Annotated in this window: 12 protein-coding genes; 9 read left to right on the forward strand and 3 right to left on the reverse strand. The window is 33.1% G+C overall.

Annotation, left to right across the window (positions count from 1 at the left end):
• From PHD84_07250 to PHD84_07280, 7 genes are all read left to right on the forward strand, one after another.
• The coding region (locus tag PHD84_07250; protein ID MDD5637592.1) for an AIR synthase-related protein at nucleotides 1–334 on the forward strand (334 nt) is incomplete at its 5' end.
• 236 nt (nucleotides 335–570) lie between these two features.
• Nucleotides 571–1,176 carry a phosphoribosylglycinamide formyltransferase gene (gene purN, locus PHD84_07255; protein ID MDD5637593.1) on the forward strand — a complete coding sequence of 202 codons (606 nt, stop codon included), beginning with the start codon at nucleotides 571–573 and terminating at the stop codon, nucleotides 1,174–1,176.
• A 58-nt stretch (nucleotides 1,177–1,234) separates the two neighbouring features.
• Nucleotides 1,235–2,458 (forward strand): sugar diacid recognition domain-containing protein, encoded by a 1,224-nt coding sequence (locus PHD84_07260; GenBank protein MDD5637594.1) that lies wholly within the window; start codon nucleotides 1,235–1,237, stop codon nucleotides 2,456–2,458.
• A gap of 186 nt (nucleotides 2,459–2,644) precedes the next feature.
• The gene (locus PHD84_07265) at nucleotides 2,645–3,787 is read left to right on the forward strand and encodes a glycerate kinase (GenBank protein MDD5637595.1); all 1,143 of its coding nucleotides are present in this window, start codon (nucleotides 2,645–2,647) and stop codon (nucleotides 3,785–3,787) included.
• A 327-nt stretch (nucleotides 3,788–4,114) separates the two neighbouring features.
• Nucleotides 4,115–5,155 carry a TRAP transporter substrate-binding protein DctP gene (gene dctP / locus PHD84_07270; protein MDD5637596.1) on the forward strand — a complete coding sequence of 347 codons (1,041 nt, stop codon included), beginning with the start codon at nucleotides 4,115–4,117 and terminating at the stop codon, nucleotides 5,153–5,155.
• Between the two features lie 34 nt (nucleotides 5,156–5,189).
• Nucleotides 5,190–5,714 (forward strand): TRAP transporter small permease subunit, encoded by a 525-nt coding sequence (locus PHD84_07275; protein ID MDD5637597.1) that lies wholly within the window; start codon nucleotides 5,190–5,192, stop codon nucleotides 5,712–5,714.
• Entirely contained in the window at nucleotides 5,692–7,041 is a 1,350-nt protein-coding gene (locus PHD84_07280) for a TRAP transporter large permease subunit (protein ID MDD5637598.1), read from the forward strand. Before PHD84_07275 ends, PHD84_07280 begins: the two co-directional genes overlap by 23 nt.
• 50 nt (nucleotides 7,042–7,091) lie before the next feature.
• Here PHD84_07280 and PHD84_07285 read toward each other — a convergent pair whose 3' ends face one another.
• The 3 genes from PHD84_07285 to trkA form a co-directional block, all read right to left on the reverse strand.
• The gene (locus PHD84_07285) at nucleotides 7,092–8,213 is read right to left on the reverse strand and encodes an ATP-grasp domain-containing protein (GenBank protein MDD5637599.1); all 1,122 of its coding nucleotides are present in this window, start codon (nucleotides 8,211–8,213) and stop codon (nucleotides 7,092–7,094) included.
• A 344-nt stretch (nucleotides 8,214–8,557) separates the two neighbouring features.
• Nucleotides 8,558–10,003 (reverse strand): TrkH family potassium uptake protein, encoded by a 1,446-nt coding sequence (locus tag PHD84_07290; GenBank protein ID MDD5637600.1) that lies wholly within the window; start codon nucleotides 10,001–10,003, stop codon nucleotides 8,558–8,560.
• A gap of 19 nt (nucleotides 10,004–10,022) precedes the next feature.
• Complete coding sequence (gene trkA, locus PHD84_07295; GenBank protein ID MDD5637601.1) at nucleotides 10,023–11,357, reverse strand: Trk system potassium transporter TrkA; 1,335 nt, start codon at nucleotides 11,355–11,357, stop codon at nucleotides 10,023–10,025.
• Nucleotides 11,358–12,054: 697 nt separating this feature from the next.
• Here trkA and PHD84_07300 point away from each other — a divergent pair.
• A complete protein-coding gene (locus PHD84_07300; GenBank protein MDD5637602.1) occupies nucleotides 12,055–13,437 on the forward strand; it encodes a B12-binding domain-containing radical SAM protein in 1,383 nt (460 codons plus the stop codon).
• Nucleotides 13,438–13,687: 250 nt separating this feature from the next.
• Nucleotides 13,688–13,951 (forward strand): stage V sporulation protein S, encoded by a 264-nt coding sequence (locus PHD84_07305; GenBank protein MDD5637603.1) that lies wholly within the window; start codon nucleotides 13,688–13,690, stop codon nucleotides 13,949–13,951.
• Nucleotides 13,952–13,999 lie beyond the last annotated feature (48 nt).

Below are 13,999 nucleotides of genomic sequence, written 5' to 3' on the forward strand. Positions count from 1 at the left end.
GTTAAAAGAATTTCAAATTAAAGGTATCGCCCATATTACCGGAGGCGGTTTCCTTGATAATATTCCCCGTATCCTGCCCGGAGATGTTGCTGTTCGCATATTTCAAAGTAATTGGCCTATCCCACCTATTTTTAAATTAATTCAGGAGAAGGGGAAGATTGCTATTTCAGAAATGTTCCATACTTTTAATATGGGTATAGGAATGGTCATAGTAGTAGCTCCAGAAGATCAGAAAGCTATATTGAATAGATTACATCAACTACAAGAGTCAGCATATATTATAGGTATGGTAATAAAGAAGACCAAAAAGGACATGGCAATCTATATAACTTGAAATTAAGGATTTAATAATCGTTAATATAATTCACCTATTAAAGGAACTTTTACTTATCTACTTCCTTTAGAGTATTGTCCATATTAAGTTAAAAATAAAAAGCAGAGATTAAGATAACTTATTAGACACTAATTAGTAATGATCATTGTAATTGGACTTATATGGGTATTAGTTTAGGTGTAGTAGAATATTATGATATAAATATTATTAATTATTAATCAAGGAAATAAGAAATTATGATTAGTATTGCGGTTTTGGTTTCAGGGAGAGGAAGTAATCTCCAGGCTATTATTAATGCCATAAAGAAAGGCAGAATTAATGGGGAAATAAAATTAGTTCTATGTGATAATCCCAGGGCTTATGCCTTACAGAGAGCGAAAAAAAATAATATCAAAATCCAGGTTGTACATTATAAAATGTTTAGCAGTAAAGAGGAATATGAGCAGGAAATCATAAAGCATCTTGATAGTAATAAAATTGATCTTATAGTTCTGGCAGGATATATGCGTTTATTGAGTCCTAGTTTTGTTAAAAAATATCATTACCGTATTATAAATATTCATCCTGCTTTATTACCAGCTTTTCCGGGATTGCATGCTCAGAGGCAAGCACTGGAATATGGTGTTAAAGTAAGCGGCTGCACAGTGCATTTTGTTGATGAAGGAGTTGATAGTGGACCAATCATTTTGCAAAAAGCGGTGGAAGTAAAACAATTTGATGATGAGGAATCCCTCTCCCGGAGAATATTGAAATATGAACATCAACTTTTACCAAGAGCTATTCAATTATTTGCCCAGGGTAAAATTGAAATAATTAAGGATAGGATTTATCTAAAAGATTAGAATATCTTTCGAAATATCTACCATGAGAGGCCAAGTAACTATTCAGGAGGATATTTTTATGAAAATTACTCACGATTTAGCCCAACAGATTGTTGATCGGACAATAAGTATTATTGGGAAGAATATCAACATCATGGATGAAAATGGATTTATTATCGGAACTGGGGATAGAAGTCGACTAAATCAATATCACGAAGGCGCAGCCCTGGTTATTAAGAATAAGGAAAAAATGTTTATTTATCCGGAAAATGAAAATCATTTAGTTGGTGTTAAACCGGGGGTCAATTTGCCTATAGAGGATAATAATGAGATTATTGGTGTGGTAGGTATCACTGGTAATCCTGATGAAGTTGGTCCTTTTGGAGAGATTATCAAGATGGCTGTTGAGATGATGTTGCAACAGGAATTTCTATTGAAAGAGATTGCCTTAGAGAGTCAGGCTAAGGAGAATTTTATTCACGACCTAATTTCAGGTAGAGTAGGAAATGATAAGGATTTATTTATTGCCAGAGGTAATATTGTTGGCTATGATATTACCATTCCCAGAGTTGCACTTTCAGTAAATATCTATCGTTTTGAAAAAACAACTCGTAATAGCATAAGAGATCATAGTGGATTAAAAGAAGGTGAAATTTATTTGCAGAGATTAAAGAATGATATTTTAAGGACAATCCGAGATCTTTTTCAACATCAACCTCAGGATATTGTGTCTTATGTCGGAGGAGATCGCTTTGTAGTCCTTAAAACCATCAATATTGGTAATAAGCCAGAAATTATTAGAGCTAAATTAATAAAAATAAGTAATCAGATAAAGGAGGCAATTTTAATCCAGCGAAAATTTGTTGCTTCAATTGGTATGGGAGAATATCATCCTGGCATTAAAGGTATAATGCATTCCTATCAAGAAGCCTGTCGTGCTATTGAAATAGGAGATAAGGTAAATAGTAAAATTGGTATTCACCATATTGCTGATTTAGGTATTTATCGATTATGTGCAGAACTTAATCCAGAAATAAGAAATAATTATATTAAAAATATTTTTAAAAAAGATATAAATAATAAAAGAAAAGAGCTAAAAGCTATTTTTTGGGATACCCTTCAGGTTTTTTTTGAAAATAATCTGAGTATAACTAACACAAGTAAAGCTATTTTTGTTCATCGTAATACACTTCTTTATCGTTTAGAAAAGATTAGACATGCCACCGGTTTAGATCCGCGTAAGTTTAATGAGGCTATTCAATTGTATATAGCACTGAAGATGAAGCATTTTCAAGAAGAATAGAATTTAATCCAGTTATATTTTTTTATAATTTGTATATACCTACAAATAATTTGCAAAAATATAGGGATAATTTTGTCATATTATCTAATGATAAAATTCTACATAATATCTACAATTATTAAAGGTACTAATAAAAATTTATATTTTTGTTAATTTATAAGTCAGTAAAAGGAAAGTAAAAAATTAATGAAGATTGTTATTGCCCCTGATTCCTTTAAAGGTAGTTTAAGCGCTATTGAAGTTTCAGAAGCGATAGCGCAAGGTGTAAAACAGGTTTATCCAGCTGCCATAGCGGAGAAGGTACCAATGGCCGATGGAGGAGAAGGTACCGTTGAATGTTTAGTAAATGCCACTCAGGGAAAGATATATCAACAAGAAGTAATAGGACCTCTTGGTGAACCTGTGTTAGCCAACTTTGGTATCCTTGGTGACGAGGTAACTGCTGTAATTGAAATGGCTTCTGCCTCCGGGCTTCCTCTTGTTCCCTCCGAGAGAAAAAATCCCTTAATTACTACAACCTTTGGTACGGGTCAATTAATCAAGAGTGCACTTGATTATGGATGCCATAAGATGATTATCGGTATTGGAGGAAGCGCTACCAATGACGGAGGAGCAGGAATGTTACAGGCATTAGGAATACATTTACTTGATGAGAATGATAAGGAAATAGGATTTGGAGGAGTACAGCTATCTTATTTAAATCGGATTGATCTTTCTGAGATTGATCATCGAGTAAAAGAAACCAGCTTCCTGGTAGCTTCTGATGTTCAAAATCCTTTATGTGGTCCTACCGGTGCTTCCAACATATATGGTCCTCAAAAAGGCGCAACAGGAGAGATGGTTAAGATTCTCGATGAAGCGTTATACCATCTTGCTGATGTTATTAAACGTGATTTAGGCAAAGATATAAAGAATATTCCAGGTGCCGGAGCTGCAGGAGGATTGGGTGCTGGATTAATGGCTTTTTTAGATGCAGAACTAAAACCCGGTATAGATATAGTTATAGATACTGTTCATCTGGAGCAAAAGTTAAAAGATGCAAATTTAGTGATTACTGGCGAGGGTGAAATAAATGGTTCTACGATTTATGGTAAAACTCCTATTGGGGTAGCCAGAATAGCAAAAAAATATAGCATACCAGTAGTATCAATCAGTGCATTAATAGATAATTCTGGCTGGATAGTAAAAGAACATGGAATTGATTATCTAATCAAACCAGAGAATCCTTCAATGAGCTTAGAATTTTCTAAATTGAAGAAAATTGAACTATTGAGTAAAACAATTTCAGCTTTTCTAAGAAAAAATGGTAAAATATTAATAAGAGAATAAATTGAGTTATAGATAATAAATAAATGAACTTTTATTAATTACATAGTTTCAAGAACAAAAACATTGTGGAAAATAAATTGTTTCAAATAAACTACAGTTATAGCAAAAATAACCTCACATTAATCCCTTGTTTAATATAACAACGTTACAGAATTACAATTGAAAGAAAGTATTTATATTTTAGCAATTCCAAGTAATTCATTCTATTATCGTTTACTGCTCTTATTAACAAGAAAAAGTTACTGAAAAAATTCAAAAGGGAGGTGATTAAAAGACTATATTTTTATGAAAATAATAGAATAGTATTTAAATATTAGGAGGTTAATGATGTTGAAGTTTAATAATAAAATGTTAATATTTGTTTTCTTGGTAGTTGCTTTTCTAATTATAGGCTCAATTAATGCTTTAGCGCAGGATAAGATTATTTGGAAATCTTCCGGTCATGGCCCTGCTACCGATCCATCTCAAATTTATCATGATAAACTATGTGAAGCAATTACGATAGCCAGTGGAGGTAGATTAGAAGTTCAAGCTTTTGTGGGTGGTTCGGTTATCCCCGCAACACAAGAACTTAATGGAGTTAGCGAAGGCGTATTAGATATGTGTTATACCTGTCCTATGTACAATTTAGATAAGTGGCCTTCAGCCGGATTAATTAGCTCAAGGCCAGGTGGGCTTCCTGGAGAGGCATTGCGAACTTGGTTTAATTATGCTGGTGGTGCAGAATTAATGAACAAAATGATGGAAGGATTTAATGTCCTGACCTTCCCCGGAGCTTTATCCCCTCTACCAGAAGAAGTTTTCCTCCATTCTAAGAGAGAAATAAAGACTGCAGGGGATATAAAAGGTTTGAAGATTCGTGCCTCTGGTGACGCAGGAGAAGTTTTAAATAGAATGGGAGCTTCTGTAGTATTTTTACCAGGTGGTGAACTTTATGAAGCGATGCAGAGAGGCACTATTGATGCCTTTGAATATTCCACACTAGCTTCTAACTGGGATATGCATTTCAATGAAATTGCTGAATATGTAATTCTTTCTCCTTCCCGCGCTCCAAGTGATCCCCAGTGCTTCTTTGTGAATAAGGATTCCTGGGAAAAACTTCCGGATGATCTCAAGCGGTTAGTACAAGATTTAATTGATAAGTGGACTCAAGCCCAGCATGAATATTTAGTTTATCAATCTATTTTAGCACTTGATAAATTTAAAGAATATGGCTGTACAGTTTATAAACTTCCTCCAGAAGTAGAAGAAGCATTGTCTACTGAAGCAAAAAAATATTACGAAGAAAAAGCAGCAAAAGAAGACCAAGTATATTGTGATATTCTAGAATCTATGAACAAATATTGGCAGGCTTACTCTAATAAATAATATTATTAATAAATAACAAGGAGTTTACAATTAAATGCTGACCTTAAAAAAGATACTAATTGCTATTGATTCAATAAGTAAATTAGCCGCATCCGGGGCAAAATGGTTTGCCTGGCTCCTTGTTCTGGTAGGCGCATATGATACCATTTCCAGACATTTCTTTAATGCGCCTACCATTTGGGCTTATGATACTTTATGTATATCCGGCGGTATACTATATGTTCTGGGATGGGCTTATGATTATTTATGTGATTCTCATACTAGAGTAGATTTATTCTATCGAAAGTTATCACCAAAAAAGCAAGCATTAATGAATGTTATTTCTTCTCTATTCCTTTTTTTCCCTATAGTTATTGCTTTACTCACTGTGTCAATAAACTGGGCAATTAGGGCATGGAGAATTAATGAAAAGATGATTTCCACCTTCTGGTATCCACCTGCAGCTCCCTATAGAACCGTTTTTACTCTAGGAATATTAATATTGTTGCTACAGGGTGTAGCGAACTTTATTAGAGATATATATTTTATAATAAGAGGTGAACCACTTGATAGCACTTAGTCCAGAAATGATTACTGTCTTAATGTTAGGAGGAGTTTTAACTTTAGTCTTAACTGGTTTTCCTATTGGCCTGGTAATAGGTAGTGTGGCTTTTTTGGTTGGCACTATAATATTTGGACCTAAAATTACCTTCAATATACTTTATTCAAGGCTTTATGAATTAACCCTAAATTATCCTTATTTAGCTGTACCTCTGTTTACTTTTATGGGAGTGATACTTGAAAATTCAGGAATAGCTGAGGATTTATATAATGCATTGTATGAATGGCTAAGTGGATTCAAAGGTGGATTAGCTGTAGTTACTATTATAGTAGGCACACTCCTTGCAGCCTGTTTAGGGACTATCACTGCTTCTGTAACTATATTAACACTTATTGCTCTGGCTCCAATGATTAAGAGAGGTTATGATAAGTCTATAGCTACTGGCTCAATTGTTGCTGCTGGTACCCTGGGTATACTTATACCTCCAAGTATTATGTTGGTGGTGTATGGTCCCCAAGCTGGTGTATCAGTTGGTAAAATGTTTATGGGAGCAATTTTCCCTGGTCTCATTCTTTCCGGTTTATATATTACATATATAACCATTCGCTGTGCATTAAATCCAAAATTAGGACCACCTATTCCTGAAGAAGAAAGACATAAAATATCATATAGAGAAAAAACACTAAAACTGTTAAAGGCTGTAGCTCCTACTTTGTTAATTATCATAGCAGTATTAGGAACTATTTATACCGGCATTGCTCCTCCTACTGAGGCTGCAGCGATGGGAAGTTTAGCAGTAGTAATCTTAGCTATTCTTTACCGAAAGTTTACCTGGAACTTAATTAAGCATAGTGCCATGGAAGTGCTACGAGTTAGTGCATTTGTTCTTCTAATTGCAGGCTTAAGTTATGCTTTTGTAGGGGTATTTATGAGTGCAGGCTGTGGAGGAGTGGTTACCAATTTGATTATGGCTGTACCTGGTGGGAGGTGGGGGGCGTTTGCCATGGTTATGTTGATTGTATTTGTTTTAGGGATGTTTATCGAGTGGATAGGTATAGTTTTTATTATTGTTCCAGTTTTCTCACCTATACTTCTAAAATTGGGATTTGATCCTTTATGGGCTGCGATGATGATTTGTATTAACTTGCAAATGGCATTTCAAACACCACCTATGGCGATGTCTATCTTTGTCTGTCGAGGGACTGCTCCCAAAGAATTAGGTGTTACTATGGCTGATATCATAAAAGGAGTGGTTCCTTTTATAATCTTGATAATATTTTGTCTGATACTTTGTATTGTATTCCCACAGATTATTACCTGGTTACCAGAAAAAATGATTGGTTAATGGTATTTGAATATACTTCAAGCAGTATATTTTAATCTGAATATTAAATATCAACTATATCCTGTATCTTCTGAAAATACTTCAATTAATTGGTCACCCGCATGGGGATATAATCTTTCTTTAAGAGGAGTAATTAGTTCTTCCAGATACTGGCTAGGAACTAGATTATTTCTTACCATACTCTCATAAAAGACAATCTTAATTAGCTGACTATGGGATAATCCTACTTTACTAGCCATAAAAGTTACAGATCCATGTACCGAAAGAGAGGGAGTACCATTTATATCAATAACATAAAGATTGTCTTCCTGGTCTTTTTTAATGTCCAGGCGAATGATATCATTAGCTTTGACCGCCAGGAAACTTTTTACCGAGATGTCAACTAGAGGGGAGAACAAAATATGTTTGTGTCCAATTATTTTAAACTGGTTTTGCATTCTATATTCTTTGTTCTTTGTTCTGGTATAACGAATTCCCCAGTTTTCCGGAAAAGCGATAATGGGTAAGACATATTTAGTTTCACCACCCAATACTCCAACTGTAAATTCCTGTCCTGGTAGATATTGTTCAATAATTATTTTTTCTAGACCCAATGTCCTTTTTAAATATTCAATTTTGTGCTTTAGTTCAGTCAGATTATGAACAACTGATTTTGGAGTGATTCCTATGCTATCTCCCCCACCTGCCGGTTTAATCATTAAGGGGTATCCTATGCGTTCAATCTCCCGTAATAGCTGTTTTTTTCGAAAGCGGTTATGAAGATCAAACACAAAATGTTTGGGAACTGGAATACTATATTCCTGTAATTTTTGATAGGTAAAGTCTTTATTTCGACATATTTCCATACTTTCAATACTGGCATGGCTGGAGGGAATATTATGAGTTTTTAATTGTTCTCGAACTTGAGCAGCACCATAGCCATTATACAAAGTATGGGGGTAATCTTTAAAACCTTCCGCCAGGACAAAGGCAAAATCAATGGGATAGTTATCCATAATAAAACTATCTAGTTGTTCCGGATTATAAAGATCTAGTGATAAAATATTACATTTTGTTTTCATCAATGCTTCACGAATAGCCTGTACATCAGTATCCAAGGTACATTCTCGAAACAAACCATATTTATATTTTTTACTTACTTGATTATAGACAAACAAAATCTTTTTTGGCAATAGAATCACTCCCCTTATTTAGATTAATATAGGACAGCAAATGAACAATTGTTAGGGAAATAAAGGAAAAGCTATTGTAAAGCAAATTAATAGAAGTAGTATTGCCAGCAATATGAAGATAATCGATTAGTAAGATTTAAAAAAGAAAAATTATTTTTTAAAGAATTACTATTCTTATAAGATACCCATAATATTAATTTCTTCAAATTAGATCCTTAAAAATTGTGATATCTAGATTAGTATAATGATTAAGCAATAATATTATACTATAAAATTGATAAAATCCACAACAAATTTTAGTGTTAAAATAGAATGTATTTACCAGCTAAAAATAGTCCAACAAGTTAGCTCTTCCAGAATTCAGGAATAAGTAGGATAAAGACGGTATAAATTTCTAATCGCCCTAATAGCATGCATAAACTTAACAGAATTTTACCTAAAGGTGGTATAAAGGCATAGTTTTGGGTAGGCCCGACTAATCCTAATCCTGGTCCGACATTACCCAGAGTAGCTGCAACTGAAGTCATAGCACTGACCAGGTCCAAGCCCAAAGCTGACATAACCAGGGAACTGAAGACAAATATCATAATATATAACAGAAAAAAAGAAGTAACATTGCTTGCTACCTCATCTGAAATTTTTTTATTACCAACATAAATAGGGGTGATAGCATGTGGATGAAGAATTCTTTGAAACTCTCGACCAACCTTTTTTAATAAAATGAGAATCCGAATATTTTTGATAGCACCACCGGTGGAACCAGCACAACCTCCGATAAACATTAAAATAATTAAAATACTCTTTGAGAGAGTTGGCCATTGATCGAAATCAGTGGTGGCAAAACCAGTTGTAGTTACTATAGAAACAACCTGAAATGAAGCATAACGGAGGGCAGTTAATATTGATTTATAAATATAAAGATGTAATTGGGTAGTAATGATAAAAATGGATATAAAAATTACTCCTAAATAAAAAAGGAATTCTCTATCTTTAAATAAACTTTTTAAATTACCATGCAATACTTTGTAGTGCAGGGTAAAATTTGCGCCTGCTATGAGCATGAAAAAAGTCATTATCATATCGTAGGTAGGATTGTTATAGTGACCAACACTTAGATTTTTAGGTGTAAAACCTCCTGTAGCCATGGTGCCAAACATATGCGTAATTGCATCATATAAAGACATTCCGGTTAGGTAAAGACAAACAACCTGGAGACCAGAGATAATGATATAAACCAGATATAATAACTTTGCTGTTTCTTTGATACGTGGTTTCAACTTATCTGGTTCTGGTCCGGGGACCTCTAATTTGAATAATTGCATACCTCCTACACCTAATGCAGGTAAGATTGCCACAACCAATACAATAATTCCCATTCCTCCTATCCATTGTATTTGATTCCTCCAAAATAGAACAGAAAGCGGATTTCCTTCGATATATTGAAGAACCGTTGCCCCGGTGGTAGTGAAGCCTGACATTGATTCAAAATAGGCATCAATAAAATTAGTTAATGTCCCGCTAAAAAGAAAGGGAAATGATCCAAATGTTGCTGCAATTATCCATCCCAGTGTAGCAATAGCAAAGCCCTCTTTTCTTCCTATTCCATCTTCAGTTTTGAAATTAAAGTGTAAGAACAATCCGGAGAGGGAAGTTATTATTATTGAGGACAAGAAGGCATATATAGCTACCTCTTCTTGGTAATAAAGGGCATAGAACAGAGGAAAGATCATACTTAAACCCAGGAAAAATATTAATATACCGAGAGTATTGAATACAATGCTATATTTCAATGAATTAAATTTCCCCACTTCATAAAAAAAGCTGTTCTATCTTATTAATTTCTGTTGTTTTAGTAAATACAATGACCTTATCCCCTGCTTTGATAAAATCATCTCCATGAGGAATAATTACCTCTTCTTTTCTAATAATTGCCCCAATAATGGAATTTTTTGGAAAATCAATTGATTTTAAAGGTTTATCATTGATTTTACTATCTGGTTGGGCAATTAATTCTGCTACCTCAATTTCTCCTTCTTTGAGTAAGGTGAGGGTGATAAGTTCACCACGTTTCAGGAAACGTAATATGGCGGAAGCAGTTGTTAGACGAGGGTTGACAACTGCATCTATACCTATTTTTTCTAAAATAGGAATGTAATTAGTTCTGCTAATTTTGGCAATAACCTTTTTTGTCCCAAGATGTTTTGCCAGTAGTGATACCAGTAGATTCTCTTCATCATAACCGGTAACTGCAACAAATCCATCAGTTTTTTCAATTCCTTCTTCCTTTAGAAGTTCTATATTGGTACCGTCTCCATTAATAACCAATGTTTGAGGTAATAATTCTGATATTGTTTCGCTTTTTTGCTTATTCATTTCGATTAATTTTGTTTTGATACCAATTTTATTTAATAGAGAAGCAACCTGAATACCAATGTTACTTCCACCAAAGATAAGAACATTTTGTAAAACGCCGGATTTCTTATTACACAACAGTTCCAAATCAGAGTAATTTTCTTTCCTGATTAATAAATATACAGTATCTCCTATAAAAATTTCATCATTACCCGTAGGAATTATTAGGTTATCCTCTCTAAAGATAGCTGCCATCAGGGTATGACGCCCAAAACTAATATCTCTTATTTTTTTATTAGCAAAATGGCAATCCTCTTCAATTTTTAAGCCAAATAAAGAAATTTTTCCACCAGCAAAATCCTGAGCTTCGCAGACATTGGAAGGAGTTTTTAATAATCTTACTATTTCTTTAGCTGTTGCTCTTTCAGGATTAATAACATAATCAATACCTAATTTTTCCTTGGAAAGTGAGTTGCTGTACATATATTCAGTATTTCTGATGCGGGCAATAGTTTTAGCAACATTAAATTGTTTTGCTGTCATACAAGCAACCATATTGACCTCATCTATCCTGGTTACTGCAATAAGCATATCTGCTTCTTTTATTCCTGCTTGTTCCAGAATTCTTACATTAGCGCCGTTTCCAATAATGGTCATGATATCCAGATTACTATCCAGATCCTGTCTGATATCTTCACGTTTGTCTATAATAGTTACATCATGATTTTCTGCTGAAAGAGTCTGAGCAATTTGGATACCAACTTTGCCTGCTCCAATAATTATAACTTTCAAAAGCATTTCCTCCTGAGCAAAAACAACTTTTGCTCAAAATTTATTTTTAACGTTAAAAAGAGAAATCATTTATTATTTAGGTTCTCAATTTATTAACATCAGAGTGTTAATTACAATACTCTGATATCTTTTTGCAGTAATTGTTAAAGATTTAGGATATTCAAGGGGCCCCCTGAGAATCCCTTAAATTAATATCAAGTTTAATATTTAGCAGTACCTTATATCTATTTTTTAATCCATTTGGATTTTCTATGAATATTTACCTAATAATCTTGTTAGCATATATTGTTTCTAAAAAAGAAAAGTTAATAGTATCGCAATTTTTCTAAAATTCTGATACTATCAACTATATATTGTAACAAAAATTCAAATTTTTCCAAAATACAATGTAAAAATATAGTTAAACATCTTCCTATTTTATTAGTATAGTCTAATCTTTCTGGTAAAATTATATATTATTATCATATATATTATTAATTTACATCATAATAGAAGATATTTACTGTCTTGGGAATTGTATACCCTTTTCCTACTTTTGTCAACCTGAGCTGTTCAATATAAATAAATCTTAAAAGAGATTCCTCCTGGATAATCGGACAACAAGGTTGGTTTCATTCTAAGAAGTCTGAAATATTGGGTATCTCAAGATGAATGTTATGATATAAATAGAGTATTATGAAAATAAAGAAGTTCAGAAGTGAGTAGAGTCAGAAAAAAAATTAAATTGCTTTTAATAAATCCATGGATATACGATTTTACTGCTTATGATTTCTGGTCTAAACCATTAGGATTGCTTTATGTTGCAGCTATATTAAGGGAAAAGGACTATCATATAGATTATATTGATTGTATGGATCGTTTTGAACCAGGTTTACTGAAGAAATCGGACTATGTTTTAGCAAAACATAATCTTGATGGAAGAGGACCATTTTATAAAGAAAAAATAACAAAACCAGAATCCTTGAAACACATTCCCAGAAACTATTGTCGTTATGGTATTACTGAATCAATTTTTCAGGAAAAAATACAATATTATTCTAAACCAGATGCTGTTTTAATAACATCCATAATGACTTACTGGTATCCTGGTGTTTTTAGGACTATTGAGCTAGTAAAAAAATATTATCCCGATTGTCCTATCATCTTGGGAGGTATCTATACTACGCTATGTTATCAGCATGCAGTAAATTTTTCCAAGGCTGATTATATTCTTAAAAATGTTCAATTGGATACATTATTGCAATTGTTACAAAATATAACAGGTCATTCCATCAGCCAGCATGATTCAAAGAATAATGACTATCAAAATCTAAATTATTATCCTTATCCGGCATGGGATTTATATCCCATGCTTGATTATATTTGTTTGATGACTTCAAGGGGTTGTCCATTTAGATGTAGTTATTGCGCCTCTTATTTAATTAATTCTAAGCTTGAATTCCGAAAAGCAGATCAGGTTGTAAATGAAATAATTTACTGGAAAAGATTAAAAAGAATTAATAATTTTGTTTTTTATGATGATGCTTTATTGGTAAAGGCAGAAAAATACTTTATACCTCTATTGAAAGAAATAAAAAAGAGAGATTTAAACATTAATTTTTATACCCCTAATGCCTTACACGCTGGATTAATTACCCAACCAATCGCCCAATTAATGCTGGAATGTGGATTTAAGAAGATATGGCTGGGGCTAGAAACAACTGATCCAAAATTACAAAAGAAGACAGGTAATAAAGTGGATAATGCTTCTTTTATAAAGGCGGTTAAGATTTTATTACAAGAAGGGTTTTCTCCAGAACAGATTCGAGCTTATTTGTTAATTGGCTTACCAGAACAGAACGTACAAAGTATTATTGATTCAATTCGTTTAGTGCTAGATAATGGTATTAAACCATACCTGGCAAAATATTCTCCTATTCCTGGAACAAAAATGTGGAAAAATATTATTAGAGAGTATGGCTGGCAAGAACCAGTTGATCCTTTATGGCATAATGATGCTTTAATGCCTTATTGCTCTCCTTATATGAACAACCGACAATATCAACAGATAAAGATGTTAATAAAAAATTTCAAATTATAACTGTTAAATATGAGAAATACAATCTAATTTCATTTATGAGACAAATTTGTTATAATAATTAATAGAAAAAGTAGCTATTAGGATTTAATGATTCGTTATTTGTTGGTAATTTTGAAGGAGGTGTATGAGAGTTTAAAATTCATTGCTCTAAGAGATATCTATACAAAATAAAAGTTATATAAAATAAGAAGTAACGATAATTACAACATTAGGAGAATAGTTGCTAGTATATAGATATAGGAGGTTCTAAATGGAATTGTTAAAGGTTTCTTCAAAATCAAATCCAAAAGCAGTTGCCGGTGCATTAGCAGGAGTAATAAGAGAAAAAGGTAAGGTCGAATTACAAGCAATAGGGGCAGGTGCCGTTAACCAAGCGATTAAAGCCATTGCCATTGCTAGGGGATATACAGCAACAAGTGGAGTTGATTTAGTTTGTATCCCGGCTTTTGTCGATGTTGAAATTAATGGTGACGAGAGAACTGCAATTAAATTTTTAGTTACTCCCAGTTCATAAGCTATTCTTGAAACATTGTATATAGGGAGTTATTTTACATAAATATTA

The organism is Atribacterota bacterium (genome assembly GCA_028717805.1).
In the GTDB taxonomy this organism is placed as follows: domain Bacteria; phylum Atribacterota; class Phoenicimicrobiia; order Phoenicimicrobiales; family Stramentimicrobiaceae; genus Stramentimicrobium.